This is a genomic window from Paenibacillus brasilensis (assembly GCF_009363115.1).
Classification (GTDB): Bacteria; Bacillota; Bacilli; order Paenibacillales; family Paenibacillaceae; genus Paenibacillus; species Paenibacillus brasilensis.
In genome coordinates, this window is record NZ_CP045298.1 from 4,312,378 (window position 1) to 4,335,428 (window position 23,051).

At 43.7% G+C, this 23,051-nt stretch carries 21 protein-coding genes; 14 read left to right on the forward strand and 7 right to left on the reverse strand.

Annotation, left to right across the window (positions count from 1 at the left end):
- Positions 1 to 129: 129 nt before the first annotated feature.
- Positions 130 to 1,899 (reverse strand): methyl-accepting chemotaxis protein, encoded by a 1,770-nt coding sequence (locus GCU48_RS20550; protein WP_152381287.1) that lies wholly within the window; start codon positions 1,897 to 1,899, stop codon positions 130 to 132.
- 465 nt (positions 1,900 to 2,364) lie between these two features.
- Between GCU48_RS20550 and GCU48_RS20555 the strand changes: the two genes are divergently transcribed.
- From GCU48_RS20555 to GCU48_RS20595, 9 genes are all read left to right on the forward strand, one after another.
- Positions 2,365 to 2,835, forward strand: a complete 471-nt coding sequence (locus tag GCU48_RS20555; protein ID WP_025719591.1) for a GNAT family N-acetyltransferase — start codon at positions 2,365 to 2,367, stop codon at positions 2,833 to 2,835.
- A gap of 61 nt (positions 2,836 to 2,896) precedes the next feature.
- Positions 2,897 to 3,565, forward strand: a complete 669-nt coding sequence (rpiA, locus tag GCU48_RS20560) for a ribose-5-phosphate isomerase RpiA (RefSeq protein ID WP_152381288.1) — start codon at positions 2,897 to 2,899, stop codon at positions 3,563 to 3,565.
- Positions 3,565 to 4,014, forward strand: coding sequence for a VanZ family protein (locus tag GCU48_RS20565; RefSeq protein ID WP_025719587.1), 450 nt, complete (start codon positions 3,565 to 3,567; stop codon positions 4,012 to 4,014). The genes rpiA and GCU48_RS20565 overlap by 1 nt, the downstream gene beginning before the upstream one ends.
- A gap of 207 nt (positions 4,015 to 4,221) precedes the next feature.
- Complete coding sequence (locus tag GCU48_RS20570) at positions 4,222 to 4,671, forward strand: MarR family winged helix-turn-helix transcriptional regulator (RefSeq protein WP_025719585.1); 450 nt, start codon at positions 4,222 to 4,224, stop codon at positions 4,669 to 4,671.
- A 587-nt stretch (positions 4,672 to 5,258) separates the two neighbouring features.
- A complete protein-coding gene (locus GCU48_RS20575; protein WP_244315805.1) occupies positions 5,259 to 6,128 on the forward strand; it encodes a response regulator in 870 nt (289 codons plus the stop codon).
- 110 nt (positions 6,129 to 6,238) lie between these two features.
- Positions 6,239 to 7,495 carry an MDR family MFS transporter gene (locus tag GCU48_RS20580; protein WP_152381289.1) on the forward strand — a complete coding sequence of 419 codons (1,257 nt, stop codon included), beginning with the start codon at positions 6,239 to 6,241 and terminating at the stop codon, positions 7,493 to 7,495.
- 15 nt (positions 7,496 to 7,510) lie between these two features.
- On the forward strand, positions 7,511 to 8,065 hold the full coding sequence (locus GCU48_RS20585) for a nucleotidyltransferase family protein (protein ID WP_152381290.1): 555 nt from the start codon (positions 7,511 to 7,513) through the stop codon (positions 8,063 to 8,065).
- A gap of 89 nt (positions 8,066 to 8,154) precedes the next feature.
- Entirely contained in the window at positions 8,155 to 8,577 is a 423-nt protein-coding gene (locus GCU48_RS20590) for a GNAT family N-acetyltransferase (RefSeq protein WP_152381291.1), read from the forward strand.
- A 68-nt stretch (positions 8,578 to 8,645) separates the two neighbouring features.
- Positions 8,646 to 9,284 (forward strand): GDSL-type esterase/lipase family protein, encoded by a 639-nt coding sequence (locus GCU48_RS20595; RefSeq protein WP_152381292.1) that lies wholly within the window; start codon positions 8,646 to 8,648, stop codon positions 9,282 to 9,284.
- Positions 9,285 to 9,389: 105 nt separating this feature from the next.
- On the opposite strand, the gene GCU48_RS20600 is transcribed toward GCU48_RS20595, so the two are convergent.
- The 4 genes from GCU48_RS20600 to GCU48_RS20615 all read right to left on the reverse strand — a co-directional run bounded on the left by GCU48_RS20600 (position 9,390) and on the right by GCU48_RS20615 (position 15,391).
- On the reverse strand, positions 9,390 to 10,271 hold the full coding sequence (locus GCU48_RS20600) for a TetR/AcrR family transcriptional regulator (RefSeq protein ID WP_152381293.1): 882 nt from the start codon (positions 10,269 to 10,271) through the stop codon (positions 9,390 to 9,392).
- Positions 10,268 to 13,291, reverse strand: coding sequence for an efflux RND transporter permease subunit (locus GCU48_RS20605; protein ID WP_244315807.1), 3,024 nt, complete (start codon positions 13,289 to 13,291; stop codon positions 10,268 to 10,270). Before GCU48_RS20605 ends, GCU48_RS20600 begins: the two co-directional genes overlap by 4 nt.
- A complete protein-coding gene (locus GCU48_RS20610; protein WP_244315808.1) occupies positions 13,275 to 14,213 on the reverse strand; it encodes an efflux RND transporter periplasmic adaptor subunit in 939 nt (312 codons plus the stop codon). Before GCU48_RS20610 ends, GCU48_RS20605 begins: the two co-directional genes overlap by 17 nt.
- A 500-nt stretch (positions 14,214 to 14,713) precedes the next feature.
- Positions 14,714 to 15,391 carry a tetratricopeptide repeat protein gene (locus GCU48_RS20615; protein WP_025716904.1) on the reverse strand — a complete coding sequence of 226 codons (678 nt, stop codon included), beginning with the start codon at positions 15,389 to 15,391 and terminating at the stop codon, positions 14,714 to 14,716.
- Between the two features lie 274 nt (positions 15,392 to 15,665).
- On the opposite strand from GCU48_RS20615, the gene GCU48_RS29345 reads away from it, so the two are divergent.
- The gene (locus tag GCU48_RS29345; RefSeq protein ID WP_081752116.1) at positions 15,666 to 15,833 is read left to right on the forward strand and encodes a transposase; all 168 of its coding nucleotides are present in this window, start codon (positions 15,666 to 15,668) and stop codon (positions 15,831 to 15,833) included.
- Here GCU48_RS29345 and GCU48_RS20625 read toward each other — a convergent pair.
- Complete coding sequence (locus GCU48_RS20625; protein WP_152381294.1) at positions 15,830 to 16,864, reverse strand: C40 family peptidase; 1,035 nt, start codon at positions 16,862 to 16,864, stop codon at positions 15,830 to 15,832. The genes GCU48_RS29345 and GCU48_RS20625 overlap by 4 nt on opposite strands.
- A gap of 587 nt (positions 16,865 to 17,451) precedes the next feature.
- Between GCU48_RS20625 and GCU48_RS20630 the strand changes: the two genes are divergently transcribed.
- The 3 genes from GCU48_RS20630 to GCU48_RS20640 all read left to right on the forward strand — a co-directional run bounded on the left by GCU48_RS20630 (position 17,452) and on the right by GCU48_RS20640 (position 20,495).
- Entirely contained in the window at positions 17,452 to 17,871 is a 420-nt protein-coding gene (locus GCU48_RS20630; RefSeq protein ID WP_152381295.1) for a MerR family transcriptional regulator, read from the forward strand.
- Between the two features lie 121 nt (positions 17,872 to 17,992).
- Positions 17,993 to 19,189 (forward strand): MFS transporter, encoded by a 1,197-nt coding sequence (locus GCU48_RS20635; RefSeq protein ID WP_025720870.1) that lies wholly within the window; start codon positions 17,993 to 17,995, stop codon positions 19,187 to 19,189.
- Between the two features lie 484 nt (positions 19,190 to 19,673).
- Positions 19,674 to 20,495, forward strand: coding sequence for a DUF2785 domain-containing protein (locus GCU48_RS20640; RefSeq protein ID WP_152381296.1), 822 nt, complete (start codon positions 19,674 to 19,676; stop codon positions 20,493 to 20,495).
- A gap of 401 nt (positions 20,496 to 20,896) precedes the next feature.
- Here the strand turns inward: GCU48_RS20640 and GCU48_RS20645 are convergent, their stop codons facing one another.
- Positions 20,897 to 22,105, reverse strand: a complete 1,209-nt coding sequence (locus tag GCU48_RS20645) for an IS110 family RNA-guided transposase (protein WP_152381297.1) — start codon at positions 22,103 to 22,105, stop codon at positions 20,897 to 20,899.
- A 456-nt stretch (positions 22,106 to 22,561) separates the two neighbouring features.
- On the opposite strand from GCU48_RS20645, the gene GCU48_RS20650 reads away from it, so the two are divergent.
- A complete protein-coding gene (locus GCU48_RS20650) occupies positions 22,562 to 23,044 on the forward strand; it encodes a DUF2975 domain-containing protein (protein WP_152381298.1) in 483 nt (160 codons plus the stop codon).
- Positions 23,045 to 23,051: the final 7 nt, after the last annotated feature.

The following is a 23,051-nucleotide window of genomic DNA, read 5'->3' on the forward strand; positions in this document are numbered from 1 at the left end:
GAATGTTTGATGTCTTAATATTTAGGTAAAGTCAATAAATGCCTCCTATCCCTTCAAATGCATGAACAGGAGGGAGGCATTACAAAACGACTTACTTTTGAATATGAGCTTGAAGTCGATAGATGGTTGTTACGATTTAGTACGGCTGGTGTCCTTAATTTTGAAATAAGAAGTAATTTCCTGAAGCTCTTCAGACATGGACGTCAATTTATGGGACGAATCAATGATGGAGTCCAGAGAAGCCTTTTGCTCATCAACCGTTTGGGCAATATGAATGCTGTTGTTAGCAGTTTTACTCACGGTGGAAGAGAGATCGTCCGCGGTTGCTGTCATTTCTTGTGTACCTGCAGAGATTTCCTCCGTAGCACTGGATACTTCTTGAATTTGCAATGCTACATTTTTAGTTGCTTGCAAAATGTCATTGAACAGCTTACCAGCCTGTCCAGCTACAACGATCCCATTCTGAACTTCAACGGTACCTTTCTCCATGGATGTCACGGCTTGCCCGATTTCACTTTGAATTTCTTCTATTAAAGATGTGATTTGTTTGGTTGCTTCCGCAGATTGCTCTGCCAACTTGCGAACCTCACTGGCAACGACGGCAAAACCTTTGCCTTCTTCACCGACACGTGCAGCTTCAATAGAAGCATTCAAGGCAAGCAGATTAGTTTGGCTTGAAATACCTGAAATCGTACCAATAATGTTACCAATTTCTTGCGAGCGGCTATCCAGCAGTTTAATAATACGGGATGTATTGGTAACAGAGTCTGTAATTAAATGCATTTGCGAAGAAACCTTGCCTACAATTTCGTTACCTTCATTAGAGCGTTTCTCGACCGAATTTGCTTCTTCTGCAACAGTAGCAGAGCTGGCTGCGATATTTTGGATGACCGAAGCCATTTCAGACATGGCTCGTGCGCTGTCTCCTGTTGCTTTTTCTTGTGCGCGGATGTTATCCGTAATTTCATTGATATTCTGATTAATAATGTTTGAATTAACACCGTTTTGTTCGCAGATTGCGAGCAGCTCTTTCGCTGATTCATTGACTTCATCCGTTGTCTGCTTCACTTTGGTCATGATGCTGTTAATATGGCTCACCATGTCATTAAAGTTCTGATTCACCAATCCCAAATCATCTTGGCCTGCACGAATTTGAACGTCCAGATTCCCTCTGCTTACTTCACTGATGCCGTACATCAGTTGCTTAATCGGTGTCAAAGTGCGTCTTACTACCCAATATTGAAGCGCCAGACAGATCAGTAGGAAAATGACCAAAATGGTAGCACCACTAATGAGCAACTTGGTTAATCCGGCAGGTACAGCACCGGCATCTGCATCGACAGCAAAATATGCAAAGATTTTGCCACTAGGATCTTTAATCGGAGTCATTAAAGTGGTCCATGTACCAAAAGAGTCATCATAGAAGCTGGTAAAGGTTGGTTTGCCGCTGTCCAGCATATCGGTCAGGCTTACTGCCACGACATTTGGCTGCTGGTACATGGCGCCAACGCCCATTTTTTCTTTCTCAAATGATTCTCTCAGATCGGTCGGCATCGCAACAATGGATGTCTGATCGCCGTCTTGCAGCTCCGTTCCAAAAATATAGGCATGAGAGATATTTGGATTCGTCGCCATGATACTATCCAGATAAGCACGGAGTTTGGTTTGAACAGGTCCGTCATAATTTTTTTCTTGAACGGCTTGGGTTACTTCATCTGCACTGATGCCCTGGGCCCATTTCAATGTGATTTTCTCCACTTGCCCGTGCAACTGGTCTATCAAAATCGTACGTTGGATCAAATAGCTGGAGACGATGAGGACTAGCCCGATCAATACGATGTTGAAGAATGATAATAATAAGTTCTTGGTGAAGAATGATAAGCTACTCCACTTTTTCAAAATCTTCCACTCCCTGGTTGTATTTTTGTATATGGTGTTGAACCGCTTATCGAATGAGATAATCAAGTTCCCCTTACAAACGAAGAATAGAGATAATAGGAACTTGAACTTTAAGTAATAGGTCTTTAGTCCTTTTATGTACAAGTATGATATCCCTATATATATGTCGTACAAAATGCTCTTGAAATGAATACCTTACACAATGAAAAATTAATTTTAATAGGTAATCGCTGAGTTTGTTTCAGTATATTCCAATTTATACTTCAACTTGAAATTTGTATTCGGTTCAGTCTACAAGCAACTGTTCAACAGAAACCATCATACTTTATAATAGAGTCAATTGCACATGCCAATTTGGGACATTTTTCATATTTAGCGTTGCAAATGCTTGATTTGTCGCGGTTTTTGTGAATTGTTTGCGAAATGAGCCCATATATCCATGCATAGGGAAGAGAGATGAGAAGCATGTCGAAGCTTACGACTGTAAAGGTTAAAAGTGATCATGCAGATCTGCATGAATTAATTCAGAGGCTGGATGAGGACTTGCTGGAAAGGTATCCTGCCGACGAAATTTATCTGGTTGATTTTTCCAATCCGAAAGTAAAAGAAATGATTTTCGCTGTTGTGTATATGGATGGAAAACCTGTTGCTTGTGGAGGGCTTAGGCCTATAGATAAGGAAGAGATGGAGCTTAAAAGATTTTATGTCGATTCCTCTTATCGCAGGCAAGGAATTGGTGCCAGCCTGTTATCCTTTTTGGAAAATGAGGCTCAAAAGCAGGGAATTTTAAGGATCAAGCTGGAAACCGGCGCGGCTCAACCTGAATCAATTGCTCTCTATACCAAGCAGGGTTATGAACCCATTGAACGATTCGGCGAGTATGAACACGATGTAAACAGTCTTTGTTATGGTAAAAAGCTGCACCTGTCCTTATAAAACGGTTTCATGTAAAATGAATGGTAAATCAATACTAGCCTATATAGCAGGAGAGATGATCATGAATTTGAAGCAAAAAGCAGCTGAAAAAGCAGTAGAGGCGATTCAGGATGGCATGAAAGTAGGACTTGGTACAGGCTCGACAGCTTATTGGGCTATTCAAAAAATCGGTGAGCGTGTAGCACAAGGATTACATATACAGGCTGTAGCTACATCCCAAGCCTCGGAGGATCTGGCCAGAGAACTGGGAATTCCCATCATTCCGTTCGATCAGATTGGAAGGCTCGACGTTACCATTGACGGGGCAGACGAAGTGAATGAGCAGCTGGTACTGGTAAAGGGCGGGGGCGGAGCTCTGCTGAGAGAAAAAATTGTGGAAAGCAACAGTGACCGATTAATCATTATTGTAGATGAGTCGAAGGATGTAAAGGTGCTGGGCACATTTCCCTTGCCTGTCGAGGTTGTACCTTTTGCCAGTGAGTGGACGTTGGAGGCCTTGCGGCAGACAGGTTGCCAAGCGGAATGGCGTATACAAGACGGCGAGCGTTTCCTAACGGATAACGGTAATTATATTGCCGATTGCCGTTATGGGACGATTGAGAACCCGCAAGAGTTGGAAATCCGATTGAATCAAATTCCGGGGGTCGTCGATAACGGATTGTTCATTAATATGGCGGATCAGGTCATTATCGCACGAGCCAATGGACAAATCGACATTCGTAATAAGTAATGCCAGGTACTCGACTGCTTCGTAGTGTGGCATGTGTGCTACTTATTTTATATACAGCGCTTCTAATATACTGGATGTTTCTCGGATTTGGGCGTACCCTGCGACCGGGACCTCCGTATTCGTATAATATCGTTCCATTGGATACAATTAGACAATATTGGAGGGCAATGCATTCGTTCCCTTTTCGGGTATGGGGTGTTAATTTGTTTGGGAATATTGGTGTATTCATTCCCTTCGGCGTTCTTTTGCCGATCATTTGGGTGTCCATGCGCAGGATAGGCAGACTGCTGTTAACGGTGGTGGCCGCGCTGATCATTCTTGAGGTGTCCCAAATGCTGCTAGGCGCAGGTACAATGGATGTGGATGATATCATACTGAATGTTGTGGGTGTATGTTGTGGCCGAGTTGGCTATGTATTTTTACGAAAAAGACTAGGGATTGCATCATAAAAAAGTCCTGTTCTTCGTACCGTCACCACATAAACTGGTGACGGGTGGAGAGTGGGCTTTTTTACTTCATGAATGACAACGTTCACGTAATAATGGTGAATTAATTCATTATGATCGCAAAAGAAGTAGGGATAAACGCTTAAACTTGACAAAAGCATGCAATTAATATATCTTTGAATAAAGATATGACTAACGGAGGCTGTTACTATGTCTGTAAAACCAGATGATCAGGACTTGGCGCTTAATTTGTTTGTTGTGCTGGCTCGTGCCTATAATTCGGTCACGTCCCGCACGAATCGTGATATTCATAGTCATGGATTGAATACAACAGAATTTGGTGTACTTGATCTGTTGTATTATCGCGGACCACAGCCCTTGCAAAAAATTGGGGAAAAGGTGCTCATTTCCAGTGGGAATATAACGTATGTCGTGGATAAGCTCCAGAAAAAAAACTTGCTCACCCGACGTGCATCACAAGATGATCGGCGTGTGATTTATGCAGAATTGACCGACGAAGGACGCCATTTCTTTGAGCAAATATTCCCACAGCACCATCGTGTTATTATGGAGACGGTGGACGGTCTGTCTGTGGAAGAGAAGGAGCAGGCCATTCATTTGTTAAAAAAGCTTGGACTAACCGCTGAGGGACAGAGCTGAGGGATAGAAAAATAACGACTCATAGGCTGCACACGTTCGGACTGCAGGTTAAATATGTTTTTAGATAAAATACCGTATTTCCGGTATTTTATTTTTTTGTCGTAATTGGGGGAGTAGGGTTAATGTAGAGACGCAAATCAGGTATAATTATCTAATAATCACGCTCGGATGTATTCCCCAGTTCCTGCTTACAGTTACAAATCGTTCTTGTCTGGGAAGGAGCTGTACATGAGTATACAGCAATATACAGCAGGAGAGTCCCTGTTAATGCAAGCAGGAGACTTGGGGGAATTGGTCACCAATTAATGATGATAATCCATTCTCGATGGATGTACTTAATATTTGGAATATTTGCTTGCAGGTAACCGCAGACAGGCTTTGAACCAGATTGTCCATTTGCTGGATGAAGGTGTATTCGACACATCTACAAATATATTTTTCGAATTTCACAATATGAACTGGGTCGACTGTGGCATGAAGGCAAAATCACCGTTGGACAAGAGCATTTTTGTACGGCTGCTACTCAATTTATTATTTCCAGCCTGTATCCCAGCTGGATCGGTAATGGAAATAAGGGACTCAGCCTGGTGGCGGCTTGTGTAGGCAGTCAAGGCTCCACGTTCTGGTTTGAAATTCCTTTGATGAAAGGCTCCAAACAGGCAGACGAAATAGAAAAGCATAAAAATGCTGATTTAACGACGCTTGGCGAGTTGCTGCGTGAGCATAGTCATTCTCAAGCTATTTTGGTGGCTGAGGATAATCGGGTGAATCGCCAGGTGATACAATCGCAGCTTAACCGCTTGGGATTCCAGCATATTGATTTTGCAGAGGATGGACGTGCCGTGGTCGAAGCGGCCGCCAAACGATCCTACGCTTGCATTCTGATGGATCATCACATGCCCCTCCAAAATGGTAATGATGCGACAAAAGCGATCCGCCAGCGTGAAGCAAAAGACCAGCATCCACCGGTACCGATTATTTCCCTCACCGGAAATGTGTCCGAGGTGGATCGCGAACGGGGGCGTGAGGTAGGAGTGAACGATTATTTGATGAAGCCAGTAACAATTGAAAAGCTGGTCAAATGGCTTCCCAAGCCTGAAGCTGAGCCTATCCTGGATGAGGAAGTCATCCGTGAAATTATGCTGCTGGACGAGGATGGCACTACAGGACTACTGCAATCACTGGTCGATATGTATACTAGTGATACGCCTGCCAAAATCAATACATTAAGAGAGCTGGCTGCCTCCGTGGAAGCCGAAAAGGTAAAGGGGGTAGCCCATGAATTGAAATCGGGCAGTGTCAGTCTGGGTGTCGGGCGCTTGTCCACGCTGCTGTCCGATATTGAGCAGTTTGCACGCGAGAACCGACTCGCAGAAGCGGAAAGTAAGCTGGCAGCGCTCCAGTCTGTTTATCAGGCAACGTGCTTGGAACTGGAACGATATATCGGCCAAAACTGAGAGAGATTCCCCGCTTATTTGACTTGTAAACAACGCTTCTTAACGCCTCTATGATGGTGGGCAAGTTTTTTAAGGGGTTGGGACAGAGAAGGAGGGCATGAGGGACATATATGAAAGAACAGCTGCGTTCGATTCACCCATTGGCCTGGACGATTATCGCGGGTACTATTTTCGGCCGGATGGCCACATCAATGAGCATACCGTTTTTGTCCATTTATTTGACCACTCGTTTGGGGGTATCTCCCTTTCATACGGGAATCATCGTATCGGTCAGCTCACTAGTTGGCATTTTTGCCAGCTTTTACGGTGGATATATTTCAGATCGCATCGGACGGCGTAAAGTGATGCTGGTGTCCATCGCCAGTTGGGCGCTTGTATTTGTTGCTTTTGCGTTGGCTGAAGCGGCTTGGGCCTTTTTTGTCATTAATGCCTTAAATGGGCTGTGCAAGTCCTTGTTCGAGCCAACCTCGCGAGCACTGTTATCGGATGTAACCCCCAAGGAAAAAAGGCTGCTTATCTACAATATGAGGTATGCGGCCATTAATATAGGTGTGGTGGCAGGGCCTCTGCTCGGTTTGCTACTGGGCTCTGCATCCACGGGGACGCCGTTTATGGTAGCTGCTGGTGTGTACGCCTTGTATGGGGTGTTGCTGTTGATTCAATTTGCACGGTATGCCGCCGATCTGCATGTAGGGACCACGACGGGAGAAGCTCCGCTACGGATGGGAGAGGCGTTCCGTACAGCCAGCCGTGATCCGATATTCATGCCGATTTTGCTTGGAACCGTATTTTGCGTGATGGGCTATGCTCATTCCAATTCCACGATGCCTCAATTTTTATCGTTATCCTTCGCGGAAGGAACCCGGTGGTTTACATATATGCTCACAGCCAACGCGATTTGCGTATTGGCTTTCCAGTATCCGCTGGTACGGCTGGCAAGCCGCTTTTCCCCGGTAAATTCCTTGATTGCAGGCAATCTATGCATTGCGGTTAGCTTGCTCCTGTTCAGTGTGCTACACTCAGGCTGGCTGTTTATACTGGATATGGTGCTGTTTACAATAGGTGAAGTGTTATTGTTTACGATGCTGGATGTGCTGATAGATCAGATTTCAGATGCTCAATATAAAGGGACTTACTTTGGTACGATTGGCTTTAATAATCTGGGTAGTGTGCTAGCTCCTTTATTTGGCGGCTGGTTGCTGGATAGCTATGGTCAAACGGCACCGCTCGCCGTTTTTGTTCCGATTACGCTGTCGGTCGTATTGGGCATTCCGTTTTTACTGGTAGCTCGCAATCGTTTGGCTCAGCGTACATTCCGGATTGCGGCCGAGACTGGAGAGCCCGCAACAACTGTCATCTTAAAATAAGGAGCTGAATGCAGGATGAAGCCGGAAGAGGATACGCAGCGAATTATACACATGATGAATGATCCGCAGGTTCTTGAAGACTTGCGCTGCGTACGGGCTTTGGGGCTGCCTCAAGGCTGTATTGCCGCAGGCTATGTACGCAATCGGGTATGGGATAAACTGCATGGTTATACAACCGCTACACCTCTCAATGATATAGATGTTATTTATTTTGATCCGAAAAATACGCTGGAGGAAAGAGATGAGCATCTGGAGTTGTCCTTGAATCGTAAGCAGGCTGGACGTAACTGGTCTGTCAAAAATCAGGCGCGGATGCATATCCGCAACGGGGAAGTCCCGTATTCCTCGATAGAGGATGCCATGAGTCGCTGGCCAGAGACGGCTACGGCCGTAGCCATTAGATTAAATGGTGAGGATCAAATGGAGGTCATTTGCCCGCATGGATTAAACGATCTCCTGGATATGCGGGTACGTCAAAGTCCATTGTTCCGTCACACGACGGCTTTTCGTCAGCGTGTATTTGAGAAGCAGTGGCTGGATAACTGGCCGTTGCTCATTGTGGAGAATTAAATACTATAAGTCAGCAGGATAGATGCCCTGATACAAGGCTTAGCCCAAATGTGCCAAAGGATTCAGGATATAAGGAGAGACGACTAACGATGTTTAAAAATATGAAAAACGATTTGGATCAAGCGGAGGTTCTGGAGCTGCTAACCTATGCAGTGCTGGATCGTCCTGAACAAGGAGAGAAAGCTTTACGTTTCTACCAAACCTCGGATGAATGGAAGCTGTTCGGTGTGGAAGATGAAGGACTTATCGTAGGTGTCATCGGTTTTGAGGAGCGAGCGGATGGAACGATCGTGCTTCATCACCTGGCCGTATTGCCTGAAAATCGTCATAGAGGCTACGGCAGAGGTATGCTGCTTACGCTTATTAAGGAGCGTAGCCCGAAACGACTCACGGTAGAAACAGATGCGGAAGGAGCGGATTTCTTTCGTAATGTGGGATTCGCTGTGTACGGATCGGAGGATTTGCCAGGTGGTGGGCAATTCCATTGTGTATATGAAATAGACGAAGAATAAGCGAATCTCCGGGTCGCACGTCCCTTTTTCCACATAAGATAGATTATGTCGGAGGGAGGTGGGTTTCATTGGCGTACCACTACACAGCAATTGGGGATTCTTTAACGACAGGTGCAGGCACGCTGCTGAGCGGCGGATTTGTACCTATCTATCGACGAATGGCGGAAAGACATCTCCACACGCCAGTCAGCTACGAGAATTTGGGAATCAACGGACTGACTTCACAGGAACTGCTTTCGTTGATCCGCAACAATCCGCTTTTTCGGTCGGCGCTCAGCCGAGCTGAACTCATAACAGTGTCGATCGGTGGTAATGATTTGCGTCCATATATCAGCGCTCTTGCTGGAGGTCCCGGCTCGTCGGGTGCTTCCATACCGCAAGCCCTGAACCACACCAAAGAGCATGTACGCCAAATTGTACATGCCCTGTATCAGATAAAGTCCGGTCAGCGTGAGCCATTTATCATACGAATGGTAGGATTGTATAATCCTTTTCCAGGAGTCAGGGAAGCGGGGGTATATGTGCGCCAGTACAACTCGTTCCTCAATACGCTAGGTGGACCGAATTACCGGGTGGCGAATATTTATCCTGTGTTTGAGGGCAATGAACGGGCTCTGCTTTCGCTAGATCGGATACATCCGAACAGTCGTGGTTATCGCGTGATTGCCGAAGAGCTGAATCGGCTTGGTTATGCGCCATTACGATGAGCGTGGGAGGAAGCTTTTGATCGTACAATATGCATATTAAAAAAAGAGGTTCATGAGGGCAGCAGATCTGACTATCATGAACCTCTTTTTATGCATTTCGGCGTGCTAAACCTCCAATATAGCTTTCAGCTTGGTACAATCCTCCAGCAATTCAGGCAGCTGCCCCAAAAATAGAAGGAGGGCTTTCACGTGAGCTATTTCCACGTTTTGTTTTGAGAGTTCACCCTGTAATCTGCTTAGGATTTGCACATATTCATTCCGGGTAGCTTCATTTAATTTAGTTTGTTTCAGAACTGTATCCATACGCTGCAGCGCATAGGAGATTTGTTTTCCCTTGGTCCAGATTTGATCAGAATCTTCATGGAATATGGAATCACGGCCCCACATGATTTGATGTTGAACATCAGGGTCCAACATTCCTTGTGCCAGCATATCCGTAATGCTGACGATAAATTCAGCCAGTGTTTGATGCTCCGTCGAGGACAGTTCTGAATTGCTCATTCGGAAGGAATTAATAATGATACTTTTGATGACAAAATTGATATCGTGCGCATAGTCACGTATAGATTGTCCATAAGCATCAATTAAGAAATCAACCATCACGTTAGACAAATAATATTCAACACGATCAATGGCTTGTGCGATTTTTTCTTCCTTAGAACCGATTAAAGGGACGGAGTATACAAGCAAATGAACTTTATTCTTATAAATCCGGCCCAGCGCAATCAAATACAGTTGTCTCAACTTTTCACGGGAAGGTAGCTGGTGCTTCAAATAAAGTTCTTTAATATCTGCATCAAGAAGTTTTTCAATCAGGACGATTGTCCCCAGCAGCAACTCTTCTTTACTTTGAAAGTATTTATAAAAGGAAGCCTTGACCATCCCGCTTTCGCGGGCAATTTCATCCACCGAGGTGGCATCGTACCCTTTTTCAGAAAACAGGGAAAGGGCGGCATAGATAATATCTTCACTCGTTATTTTTTTCATTGTACCCCCAATTTTTTGCTCTGTCTCTTTAATTTCCAGCGGGCAATAACCATATACAGGGACGGAACCACAAACATCGTAAGAATGGTCGAGTACATCAATCCAAACATAATGGTATACGCCAGCGGTCTAAACATAAGCTCTCCAATAAGCGCAATCGGAATCAGACCGACAATGGCTGTCAGTGAAGTAAGCAATATGGGACGGAAACGCGCTTTGGTCGCTGCAATAACCGCCTCCTTCAGTTCGATCCCTTCACGTCTTGCATCCTCAATAAACTCAATCAGCACAATGCCGTTACGTACGACAATACCTGCCAAGGTCATTAAGCCCAACACGCCCATAAAAGTAATCGGCGTATTTAGAATGAACAAGCCAAGAAATCCGCCTGCTGCTGCCATATACACGGTAGTCAAGATGATGAGTGGAGTCGAGAAAGAATAAAATTGCAAAAAGATCAGCATAAAGATTAATAGGATGACGACAACATATAACCATTCTATTTCTGATAAAATGTCATCTTGTCCTGAAATCTCACCGTCAATTTCCCAAGTGTAGCCTGGAGGAAATTTAATGTCCTGCAATTTAAGCTTGACATCCTTCATGACTTCGGAAGCTGTACGCCCGTGAACTTCAGCTTCAACAGTAATCGAACGCTTTAAATTATAATGGTTAATTTTTTGTGTTGCAAAGGATGGCTTCAACTCAGCCAATTGAGATAAAGGAATCTGAACACCATTGGCATTGGTCACATTCAATTGCTGAAACAAAATTTCAGGATCTTGATCAGTTTGGCTTAGCTTCAGCTTAATATTGATCAAATCTTTCCCCGTATCAAATCGGCTAAAACTCACGCCATTACCCATTAACAAGAGTGTACGTGTCAGATCATTATTGCTGATCTGATATTGATCCATCGCTTGTTTATTGATTTGGAAATCCAACGTATAGCCTTCATTTTCCATATTGTCTTGTATGTCCTGTGTTCCTCTGGTAGCCATAATGCCTTCTTTTAACTGCTGTGACAACGAACGCAGCTGACCTACATCATTGCCTGAAATACGAATGGAGATCGGCTTACCGAGAGGCACCCCCACTTTGGCTATTTTCAAGGAAATGGATTGACCCGGATAACGATCCTTTAAGATGGAGGACCATTTGTCTGCCATTTCATCGGGATCAAATGCACCTTCTTCCCCAACAATAGCAATCTGACCCACGGTTGTGCCTGTTTTGGCGTCAGCGGTCATATCTTGAAACAACTGGGGAGCGTCACCGCCAGCCGCATAACTGATCGTTTTCACATGAGGCTGCTGCTTCACCCATTTGGCAATATCCTCGGTGACCCGCTTGGTTTCTTCTATAGAAGTGCCTATGGACATACGCACATTAATGCTTAATTGCGGATCGTCTGTTCTGGGGAACAGGTCGATCGGAATCAGAGCAAGTACACCGTATAGCGTGGTACTAATCAATAATCCTAATGAAGCATACAATGCAGGTTGCTTAATGACTTTGGGAATCAGCTTGCTGGTATATACGTTACGAAGAGCGTCAATTTGTTTTCCCAGCAGTCCCGGCGGCTTCATGGTGGAGTTGGGCGTTTTTTGACTTCGTTGTCCATACCATTCTCTAAAGATTGGGATGACGGTAAAGGACATGAGCATGGAAGCCAATAACGTAAAAATAACAGCAAACGGTAATGGCTTGATAAGGGAGCCTGCATCGCCTGATAAAAAGAACAGCGGGGCAAAGGAGGCTACAGTTGCCAGGGTTGCGGTCAAAATGGAAATGGAAACTTCTTTCGTTCCATTTAATGCTGCTGCTATCTTGGGGCTCTCACCCAAGGTCATCATTCTGCGTTCAATATTATCATTAATCACCACAGCATCATCGACTAGAATCCCCATTACAATAATGAGGCCGATGACAGTAACTTGATTCAGCGTTACGCCGAGTATAGGAAGAATAATGAAGCCTATGGCAATCGAAATGGGAATAGCCAGTGCAACAAAGGAAGAGGTCACCAGATTCAATCCCAATGTATATACGATCACAACTGCTGCAATGGCAAACAGCAATTCACGGGTCAAGCCATGAAAAATATGATCAATCCGCTCGGTCTGTGAAAATAACGTATTCAGTTGAAACGTATTAGGCAGATCTGGTTTTAACAACTGCATTTCTTGATTTACTTTGCTATAAATCGTGTCTACGTCAGAGCCGGTATTACCGTTAATCGTCAGTGTAATAGCGGGTTTACCGTTAAAAAAGGCCATGTAACTGCTGGTATTTTGCGTAAGTAAAACGCTGCCCACATCACTGAGATACACAGGAGCGCCACTTTCAGTTTTGGAAATAATGACCTTGCTCAATTCTTGAGCATTCTTGGACTGCGTCACATTCATTCGGTATGTGCGTTCGTTGTAATCCAGATTGCCTATCGGATATTGCTCATTTTCCTTCTGCACTGCACTCATGAGCTGTTCCCAACTGATATGGTACTGCTGGAGCTTTTGAGCATCAATCTGAATCTGAACCTCTTGATCCGGTAATCCCTTGATTGTTACTTCCGATACACCGGGAATGGTTTTTAATTGATCCTTCCATGATTTCACCGTATCATTTAGTTGATACAATTGCTCCACAGAGTCCCCTGTGATGGCGTAGGAATGAATAAATACCTTATTCAAATCATCGTTAACGACAGGCTTTTGAGCATCTGTGGGCAGAGAAGACTGGGCATCGTTCATTTTTTTGCGTAATGCATCCCAGGCTTCTGCGGCATTGGCGTTGCCTTCTGTCTCAATGATAATCATTGAAAGTCCATTTTCAGATGTAGAAGAAATCTTTTTAATATGATTGATTTCTTTCATTTTTTGTTCCAGAGGCTTCGTGACCGTTTGTTCTACCTTTTGGGGTGTAGCTCCAGGGTAGAGGGTCGTGACCACAGCGGTTTTCTTAATAATATCCGGCGTTTCCTGGCGGGGAAGCTGAGAGACACTATAACAGCCCGGCAACAATCGCCATGATAAAAATAAAGAGGGTCAGTTGTCGGCCTGCCTTTACGACTTGTCCTGGGGCCCAATCATGCTGGGTGTTAGGAACAATCACTTCCACATTGATACTGCCCGTATTGGTGTTGGTGGCCGGATAAATTTTGCTGACCGTTCCTTCTCTGTTCTCATCGTACAGTTGCAGTTGGACTGTCTGACCTTGCTTCCAGTTCGTGATTTCATGATCGGGAACAGGGAGCAGCACCTTGAGCTTGTCGATTTGTCCGATACGATATACCGGCTGTCCAGCGCTCGCCAATTGTCCCACCGTTGCCTTTTTCTCCAGAATAACGCCGGAAATGGGGGCTTTTAAGGCTGTCTTGGAGAGGGAAAGTTCGGCTTGCTTTTTGGCAGTGACCGCCTGTTGATATGCCGCAGTAGAGTTATCCTTGGAGGCTCCAGCCTGTTCCTTCGCAGCGATGGCAGCTTCTTTCCCGGCTTGGGCTTGCCGCAAGCTGGATTCTGCCGATTGCCGATCTTCTAATGTGGCTCCCTCTTGTATTAAGGAGAGGGCTTCTTGCGCATCCTCCAGATCCTTGGAGGCGTTGGTTAAAGCGAGCTGTGCATTTTCATATTCGTTTTTGGTCGCAGCTCCCTGGTCATATAAAAGCTTGGTGCGATCAGCGGTAGCCTGTGCTTTAGTCAAAGCGGACTGTGCTCTTTGTACTTTGGTGCGCACCTGTGTCCTTTCCTGCTCACGGGCACCCTTGTTCACTTTGTTGACTCCAGCTTGAGCTGCTGCTTTTTGCGCGTCGGCGGATTGAATGGAGGCATCTGCACTTGAAATGGCAGCTGTGGCATTTTTGATACCTGCCTGTGCTTCAAGAATGGCCGTATTGGCCTGCTCCAGTTGGAGCTGATAGCTGGATGGATCAAGCTTCGTCATTACCTGGCCTTTGTACGGAATCTCCCACGTTCACAAGTGTGTCACGTATCAGACCGGATAACTCGAACGATACAGTGGTGTCTTCATAGGGCTGTAGTGTGCCTGAAAGGTGAAAAGAAGTCAATAGCGGTTCTTTTTTACAGTCATTGCTTCCACCTTTTGCTTTTGTTGTTCTGCTGCATCATGTTGACTCAATCCTGTAGAGGAGCAAGCTGAAGTTAACAAAAGGATGAATATGAAAGGTATGTAAAGAGTAAATTTCAACAAGATGATCGTCCTTTCTGGTTTTATACCTTTGAGTTTATTTATAAACTCTAAAGTTTATAAGCGGATTATATGACCAGATTTGTGGCATGTCAATAACAGGTTACAAAATAAAACGCTGATCAGGAGGATCAAAATGATTCGATTCAGGTCGATGGAGAAGCTGTGTGGATGAAACGTAAAAACGACCTTTCTCAAAAAAAGAGAAAGGTCGTTAAGGTAAAATATAAATCCGTTTAGCCTATTAATTTACGGAATAAGCTGCGTACAGCCCACTTGCGCTCACTTCGTTTGCGGTATTTGGGCAGAGAACGATAGACGGCAATCGACTGGTTAAAGGCTGCAGTGGCCTCATGCTTGCGTCCCAGCATTCGGTACATCAAGCCTGTAAGATAATAGCCTTCGCTGGAAGAGGACTGAATTTCCTGGAATTGCTGCAGATAGTGCAGTGCCTTATTTACGTCGTGCTCCTTGAAAGCTGCGGCTAAATGCAAATAGGGCTCGCCGTATTGCACCCGCGGGTTAATGTCCAGTGCCTTCAGTAAATGCTGCTCTCCATCTTCCAGATGGTTTGTGTGTACTTCAGCCGTTCCTCGTGCGTTCCAATAGTCGGCGGAATCTTCATAGCGGGATTGAATTTCCAATAGAAGTTCCAAAGCCTGGTGGTATTTCTTGCTTTCGATCCAAATACGAGCCAAATCGAACTTGGCAGCCACATCGTTGGTATTTAGCGCAATCTGCTGACGCAGCCGTGCCGCGTTGCGTCTTCTTTTCCAGGGCTTGCTGATGCTGGGCAGTACACCCACAAAGCTGCGATCCAATATATAGATCACGATGAGCAGTACGATCAGTGCCAGAAACGGGTTGCCTAGCAAACTCCATAGTAGAGAAAAAATAAGAAATTTCCCAATCATTCTGCTCCCATCCTCCTGTACATGTAACCATCCATACTTTCCACATTATAGCATAGGTTACTTTAAGGGTCATTAGCAGGGTAAGGTTTCGAGGAGGATAGCTGAGGCGGACATTAGGGTAAATTTGAGAATGTCTTTTATCAGGCAATGACGTGTACTGATTTACTTCGTTCGACGGATATCGGTTCGGAATCTTTTTTCAGCCCGTATCCAATTTTGAATCCATGTCGCAGTACCTATATAAGCAGCTCGGATGGGGAAGAATTAATACCTTTTGCCGCCTGAACGCAAACCGCAAGGGAGGCGTCCGGCAAAAGGCAATCAGAAGATCATGAATGTGGTGCTCTGGGTGGCATCATCAGGAACACCATGGCGGGAGCTGCCTGACTCTACTACGGGCTATGGAATAGCCTGCTGTTATCCGCTGCCCGGTTTGTCCTAGAACAGTCGGCGTGCAGTTACGAAACGTTTCTGCCATTTACCGTCAAGCGTGTCAAAATGAACGCCGCGTTCTTTGGAGAATGTATGCAGCAATTTGTTATTCCCCGCATAGATAGCCACATGGCCGATCTTCAGTCCGCGTGCGCTAAAGAAGAGCAAGTCGCCTTTGTGCAGCTCGTTTAGCCCGACCTCCCGGCCTTCTTTAGCCTGATCGTAAGAGGCACGGGGGAGGTCGATGGAGAGCGTATGTCGGAACACTTCCCCCACAAAAGAAGAACAATCAAAGGTCGATGTCTGGCCGGTTGCTGCGCCGAATTCATAAGGGGTACCAATAAATTTCTCGCCGTAGGCGATCAGTTCATCTCCTTGCTGTTCCGCCAGGGATGGGCTGGTATAATCGCTGTATTTTGGTTTAGCCGATATGTAGCCGGTCAGGTTGTCTTTAGTACGCACTTCCAGCCAGAGGGCATTGACCTCGCGGATGACCTGAACCTTTTCGCCGCTTGGAATAAGCCGCAGGGAAGGGGAAGCTCCTGATGAATCCGGCTTGCTGCGCAGGTTGACCCCGGAAAGGACGGTTGTGAAAAAATCGTCCTTGGAGACAATCCGGATTGTCCGGGTTAGGGCGTCCCACTTCACTGTGCTCCCAAGCGCTTCGCTTACAAAGCGTAGTGGAACCATCGTGTTGCCCTTAATAATCTGTCCGGGAATATTCAGGGACAGCGGGTTGCCGTTCAGGGTTGCAGAAAGTTCTCCGATGCGGTAGGTCAGCACCGTGTTGCTTTTGGTTGCCGTTACGGTTTTGCTGGCTCCGTCCCAGGAGAGCCTGGCTCCTTGCGCCTCAAACAACTGGCGCATGGGGACGAGCGTTGTCCCACCTAGCAGCAGCGGCTGGGCGGCAAGCTGAAGCGGGCGGTCATCCACATAGACGGTCGTCACCGGATTCAGCGGCACCGACTCCGCATAAGACGGGTTCGCCTGGAGCAGCGATACACCCAGCAGAGCCATTATTACTCCCTTTTTCATTGTCATGCTGTCATCACCTCGTTGTTAATATGTTCATCTAAGTTGTACGAGACTGCCTTTGATTAGTTGTGTACCAAATATTGGGGTGATTCAAAAAACAAAATAAACAAAAATAAAACAAAATATAATCTGTGTTTTATTATTGACATCAAAATTAAATAAAGGTAAAATTATATATGTGAAATATTTCACTTTATAGAAATAATTCTTTTTTAGCGAGTCATGTTCAGTTACATTAAAGTTGGTACCTTTACGTTATAGTTAGTACTTTGACATTATAGTTGGTGTCTTAGCATTATAGTTGGTTCCTGATTTTTAAAACCGGTTGTCCTAGTTTAGGATGACCGGTTTTTTAGGTACTTGAATTTACCTGTGTTAAGAAGTGTTTGAGGAAAATAAAGTTCTAGACTGAGAAAATAGAGAATTAGACTGACAATGCTTCATTAAGCTAACGGGCAGTTTACTGCAATAATGCCCTTGGGGATGTAACGGAGGCAGCTGGCCAACAATCAGCTGCCTTTTTTCGTGTTAATGAAATTTGGCCCCAAAAAAAATCTTGCGTTCGAGTTTACTCGAAGGGATATACTGGGAGCATGAATAACTCACTAACCATTCGGCAAGTCGCCGCCCTTACAGGTCTTAGTGTCCATACGCTTCGTTATTATGAGCAAATAGGCCTCCTAACTTCCATTGATCGTAATGAACATGGACATCGTTGCTTTACTTCTGAAGACGTAACTTGGATCAAGTTTATTAATCGTCTTAAAGCTACCGGAATGACATTAACCAATATGCTCGAAATTGCGGAACTAAAAAGGAAAGGAGATCCAACTCTCACTGCAAGAAGAATTCTTCTAGAAGAACATTACTCAGAAGTTCAAAAAGCCCTCATGGAACTTCAGACTAATCTTCATTTACTAGCAGAAAAAATTACTACTTACAAGGAATTGGAGAACAGGCACGCATTAAAGCAAAAGTTAAATGAACAACCAACAGACCGTTCAACTGAATAATACCCTGACAGAATATGAAGAAGCTAACTTCTATTTAGCATTTGGGGTTAGCTTTACACTAAAACATAGTATACACATCCGTATAGTATAATATTTCCACAATCGAAAGGATGAAAATCAATTGCAAAGGAACAAGTCTTTATTCATCTTCTTTATCGCCCTTGGCGTATTTGGTATTGCCAATACGGAGCTTGGCGTAGTAGGGATTTTGCCTCAAATTTCTGAGCGCTTCCAAGTCAGTGCTTCTCAAGCAGGTTTGCTCGTTAGCATGTTTGCTTTGATCATAGCCATTTCTGGTCCGTTTATGACTCTTTTATTTTCCGGTATTAACCGAAAAAAGATTCTGTGCGGAGTACTTGCTGTTTTCGCCATTTCTAATCTGATTTCCGCCTTTGCCCCAACCTTTACTGCCTTATTACTGTCTAGACTGCTGCCTGCATTTCTTCATCCCGTTTATTTTTCTGTTGCATTTGTAGCAGCCGTCAGCTCGGTTCCAAAAGAACAAAGTACCAACGCAGTGGCCAAAGTTTTTATGGGGTTAACGGTCGGGATGGTAATAGGCATTCCGGTCACTTCGTATATTGGGGATCAGTTTTCACTTGAAGCCGCTTTTCTATTTTCTTCCGGAATAAATACGCTAGCCCTGTTCGGAATTGCTGCGCTCGTTCCATCGTTACCCGTACAAGGTAAATTGACCTATGGCCGACAATTACGTATATTGGCAAAGCCGCAGCTATGGCTTAACATTACTACGGCTTGCTTCATCCTGGCGGCTTTATATTCTGTCTATTCCTATTTTGCAGCGTATCTCGAGACGGTGACAGGAATGAACGGTGAAACCGTCAGTTTTATGCTCGTTCTTTTTGGCATCAGCGGCATAATTGGGAATCTGCAAACGGCAAAATATTTAAGTAAGGACTTGGTCAAAACCACCTTGTTTTATCCCATTGTGCTTATCGGTATGTATTTGCTGATATTTTGTCTTGGACGTTACTCTGTTCCGATGATTGCCATCGTACTGGTATGGGGAGCCGTCTTTACCGGCGGTCTCATTATAAGCCAAACATGGTTAACCTCGGAGGCCCGTGAAGCACCAGAGTTTGCTAACAGCTTATTTGTCTCCTTCGGAAATCTGGGTATCACACTCGGCACCGCCCTAGGCGGATGGTTTCTATCCCATATGGGAACACATAACATTACGTGGAGCGGAATATTGTTTCTGCTGATTGCATTGTTGTGTATTGGATTGAAACTTAAGTTGTTTGATCTGAAAGAGGACAAGAATTTAAGCGTTAAGAAATCTCCAAATGTTCAATGATACGGTTAGGGATTTCGTTAAGCTAACGGGAAAGGATAGCTCAAAAAAACAAGGAGGCAGCCGACCAACGTGATCGGCTGTCTTTGTTCAACTAAGGGGCAGTATACTACCAAACTCTGTATCAATACATTATTGTTCATTTATCACTGAGTGGTAAAATTAACCCTAATTGGTTCGCATGACTTAGAGTTGGGTTTCATGAAGTTAACCAAAAGTAACTTAATATTCTCAGTTGCATTCGTATTGCCTATTTTGATCGTTTATTTTTTAATCTATGAATTAATCCATTGATGAAGGTCAATTCTGGCCCCAAGCTTCATTTTAAGAATATTCAAACTAAGAGAACCATGTATAAGATTATTATGTCACTTTAAAGGAAGACAAGTTTAAGCGCGTACATATATCTTTGAATGCGAACTAGCTTGGATTGTTACTAAAATAGAGATGAATAAAAATTAATAGCAATATAGTAGGAGTGTGTAATATGAATCTAAAAGAAAAGTTGATATTGATAAAAGCAAATGACTACCAAGCACCTTCCGATACATTCCAATTGATACAAGAGATGATGAATAACATCGGTTCTTTAGATGCCCAATTACGTGATGAGCTAATTTATACTACCTTATCCAATTGGATTCCCGGTAATGCTCTAACTGTAAACGAACTGGAACAACTCCTACCCGTTATTTTGGATAAAAACCATTTGCTTTTCAGGCTTGATGAAATAAATACAGACTCTGTCTTCACTAGATCTTTCTCTATGCTAGTTATACCGCTTCTCCTTATGAGGCATAGGGAATCACCATTTCTCTCAAGTGAGCATATTCATCAGATCAAAGAGAAAGTATTTTATAATATACATAAGGAGCGAGATTACCGTGGGTATGATGAAGAAAAAGGATGGGCTCATGCCATAGCTCATGCAGCAGATGCTTTGGACGATCTGGCCCAATGTTCCGAACTGGACAAAAAAGACCTCTTAACTATCCTCGATTTGGTTTATGAGAAGATGACCATATCAGATCGAGTTTACTCCGATGGGGAAGATGAAAGAATGGTGAAATCCGTAATTAGTGTTTTAAATAGAAAAATACTTAGTCAGACCTATGTAGAGAAATGGATCCAAAGTTTTGGTGATGTGGAGAAAAATCCAGAATTTCTTCATGCCTTTAAGCAAAAAAATAATATAAAGAACTTCTTGAAAAGTTTATACTTTAGAGTTAAATTTCACAAAGTAGATGCCGAACTTTGTCCAACTATCGAGCATACATTATATAAAGTAGAACAAGTATACTATTCTTAGTTAAGAATAAAGTGAGGGGAACACCCCCTCACTTGTTCGTCTCACTTCAAGTGCAGTAAAAACAATAGCCCACAGAGAACACTTCATCTCCATATTTTTCACAGTTGATTTGATTGGTGGTTCAGATAAATCTCCATTGTTCAAGACATAAGTTATTCTGTCATCGAAGAACTCATTTTTTATAAGCGGCAATTATTAGACGATTGGGACGCATTATTTTAAATTTAAACGGAGCAGTTTGCTGTCAGCAACTGCTCCGTTTACATTAAGCTATACCAGCTAATAGCTTGTCAAGATTACCAGTAAAGTGATTCTAAATCATGTGGTATAGTTAAAATGAGCATGCCAAATAACCCTCCAATTTCCGTTGTGTCTTGGAAGGTTATGCCAATAATAATCTTTTAAATTGGACGAAATTCCTTTTTGTTTTTCAAGATTGCATAGAGCCAATGGACGAGCTTATTTGCACATGCGATTAGAGCTACTTTATGTGGTTTTCCTTCTGCTCTCTTGCGATCATAGAACGCTTTGATTCGCATATTTCGGGAGCGTATAAGCCCACACTGGACAGCCATTACCAGTGCGTAACGCAACTGCCTGGAACCACGTTTCGTGATTCGATTTCGAGTTGCTGTAAATTTACCGGAAGCAAAGACACTCGGGTCAATGCCTGCAAAAGCCACTAACTTTTTAGGATGATCAAATCGGTCGACTTCTCCAATTTCAGATAAAATTGTTGCAGCAATTTTATGCCCAATACCGGGAATCGACTGAATTAATTCATACTCTTCAATTTCTTCAGCCAGAGCATCTATGTTCTGTTCCAGTTCAGCAAGATGCTCTTGGTACTGAAGAATAAGGGTAATAAGAACTTCCAAATTGATTAAGTGGCTTGCATACATGGTTTGCTGAAATGGGTTTTGCTTTGCCGCGTCTAGCAGTCGCTGAACCCGTTGGTTAATCCAGCCCTCTGAACGCCCCCGTTTCGAAGAAAGTAGTTCTTTCATCTTAGCTTTGAGTGTAATTGCATCCGTCTGCAAAACTGAATATGAGGTTGGAAATTCACTTAAAAACCGTAGTGAAATACGGGAATACATAGCTCCAAAGACGCCTTTGTAAGCTGGGAAAACCTGATCTAAAACGGCTTGGAATTGCAGCTTCGTCTGTACACACATCTTTGAAAGGGACTCATACTGTCTTGTAAGATAGCGCAGATTGAGAAGTTGCACACCTCTTTTCTTAAAAGGTTCAAACTCTTCCTTGTAGTACAACTCTCCCAATAGGTAAGCGTCCGCAGCATCCGTCTTTACTTTACGAAGTTGAGACTTTCTAAGCCGATTTGAGATGAGCGGATTAATGACAATGTAAATGTAGTGATGTTCTTCTAGGAACTGAACAACGGGACTTTGGTAATGGCCGGTTGCTTCTAGAATAAGTAGAGGACGTAGTCTGGATGCAGTCTCAACATCCTTCAAAACTGGATGTAAATTTGCTAGGCCATCACGAGTGTGCTCGAAGTGGAATGTCCCTCTGAAGGGCTTTCCGCGCGCTAAAAAGGCTTGTCCATGACTTTCTTCTTTTGAAATATCTAGACCGACAACTGGATTCATTTCATCTCTCCCTGTAAGTTTAGATTCCCCGGCATCCCTAAGGTTCTTCTTGTCGCTCCATAGCATCGCTTGTTATACGGGATCTTACGTCCCAACCAGCCTCAATCATGGTCATGACAAGTAGGGCGAACACTATAGCGCTCGGGATCAAGTCCCACGGGCAGGTACGTTCGACCAGGCTACCTTAATCCTCTATGCAAATGAAAAAAGGATCAACCAGAAAGAACTGGTTGATCTCATAATACGAACGGGCAGTTTTGTTGAACAGGTTGAAAATTTAACATTTTAAAGTAAGAGCATTTCTTTGTAATGAGAAATGCTTTTTATTTTTTTGCTTAAAATAAAAAGGATATTCCATTAACAATAACAATATAATAAAAAACGATATTAATTTATTGTTAAACAATAAATTATGTGTTAAAGTCGTTTTATAATTAAATTAGCGAGGTGCTCTTAATGAAACGGAGAACAACACTCTTTTTGAAGATGGCTGTTATTCTTATTGGAATCCCAATTCTTGCTTTGTGCATATTTTTAGTGCCTAAGATCGGGAATTTTGCTGGAGAATTGTATCCAGATATCGCTTATATGAAATCTCTCGTTTTAATCGATATGTACGCAGCAGCGATACCTTTTTACTTTGCTCTGTATCAAGCTTTTAAACTTTTAAGCTATATTGATAAGAACCAAGCGTTCTCGGAATTATCCGTCAAGGCTTTAAAGAATATAAAATACTGTGCCATCACAATCAGTACCTTGTACCTGCTAGGTATGCCACTCTACTATCTCATGGCGAGGAGAGTTGACCCTCCAATTATCACAGTCACCGGATTGGTCATTATTTTCGCTTCTATGGTGATCGCCGTTTTTGCTGCTGTTCTCCAAAGACTTTTACAGGAAGCTATAAATATAAAATCAGAAAATGATTTAACGATCTGAGGTGAAT

Bases quoted from the DNA above. Each gene is read 5' to 3' on its own strand.
- GCU48_RS20580 (WP_152381289.1), top strand. From the start codon at position 6,239: ATGAAAGAACAGCTGCGTTCGATTCACCCATTGGCCTGGACGATTATC.
- GCU48_RS20650 (WP_152381298.1), top strand. From the start codon at position 22,562: ATGAAACGGAGAACAACACTCTTTTTGAAGATGGCTGTTATTCTTATT.
- GCU48_RS20570 (WP_025719585.1), top strand. From the start codon at position 4,222: ATGTCTGTAAAACCAGATGATCAGGACTTGGCGCTTAATTTGTTTGTT.
- GCU48_RS20610 (WP_244315808.1), bottom strand. From the start codon at position 14,213: ATGACGAAGCTTGATCCATCCAGCTATCAGCTCCAACTGGAGCAGGCC.
- GCU48_RS20600 (WP_152381293.1), bottom strand. From the start codon at position 10,271: ATGAAAAAAATAACGAGTGAAGATATTATCTATGCCGCCCTTTCCCTG.
- GCU48_RS20585 (WP_152381290.1), top strand. From the start codon at position 7,511: ATGAAGCCGGAAGAGGATACGCAGCGAATTATACACATGATGAATGAT.
- GCU48_RS20640 (WP_152381296.1), top strand. From the start codon at position 19,674: ATGAATCTAAAAGAAAAGTTGATATTGATAAAAGCAAATGACTACCAA.
- GCU48_RS20625 (WP_152381294.1), bottom strand. From the start codon at position 16,864: ATGACAATGAAAAAGGGAGTAATAATGGCTCTGCTGGGTGTATCGCTG.
- GCU48_RS20555 (WP_025719591.1), top strand. From the start codon at position 2,365: ATGTCGAAGCTTACGACTGTAAAGGTTAAAAGTGATCATGCAGATCTG.
- GCU48_RS20630 (WP_152381295.1), top strand. From the start codon at position 17,452: ATGAATAACTCACTAACCATTCGGCAAGTCGCCGCCCTTACAGGTCTT.
- GCU48_RS20615 (WP_025716904.1), bottom strand. From the start codon at position 15,391: ATGATTGGGAAATTTCTTATTTTTTCTCTACTATGGAGTTTGCTAGGC.
- GCU48_RS20565 (WP_025719587.1), top strand. From the start codon at position 3,565: ATGCCAGGTACTCGACTGCTTCGTAGTGTGGCATGTGTGCTACTTATT.
- GCU48_RS20645 (WP_152381297.1), bottom strand. From the start codon at position 22,105: ATGAATCCAGTTGTCGGTCTAGATATTTCAAAAGAAGAAAGTCATGGA.
- GCU48_RS20590 (WP_152381291.1), top strand. From the start codon at position 8,155: ATGTTTAAAAATATGAAAAACGATTTGGATCAAGCGGAGGTTCTGGAG.
- rpiA (WP_152381288.1), top strand. From the start codon at position 2,897: ATGAATTTGAAGCAAAAAGCAGCTGAAAAAGCAGTAGAGGCGATTCAG.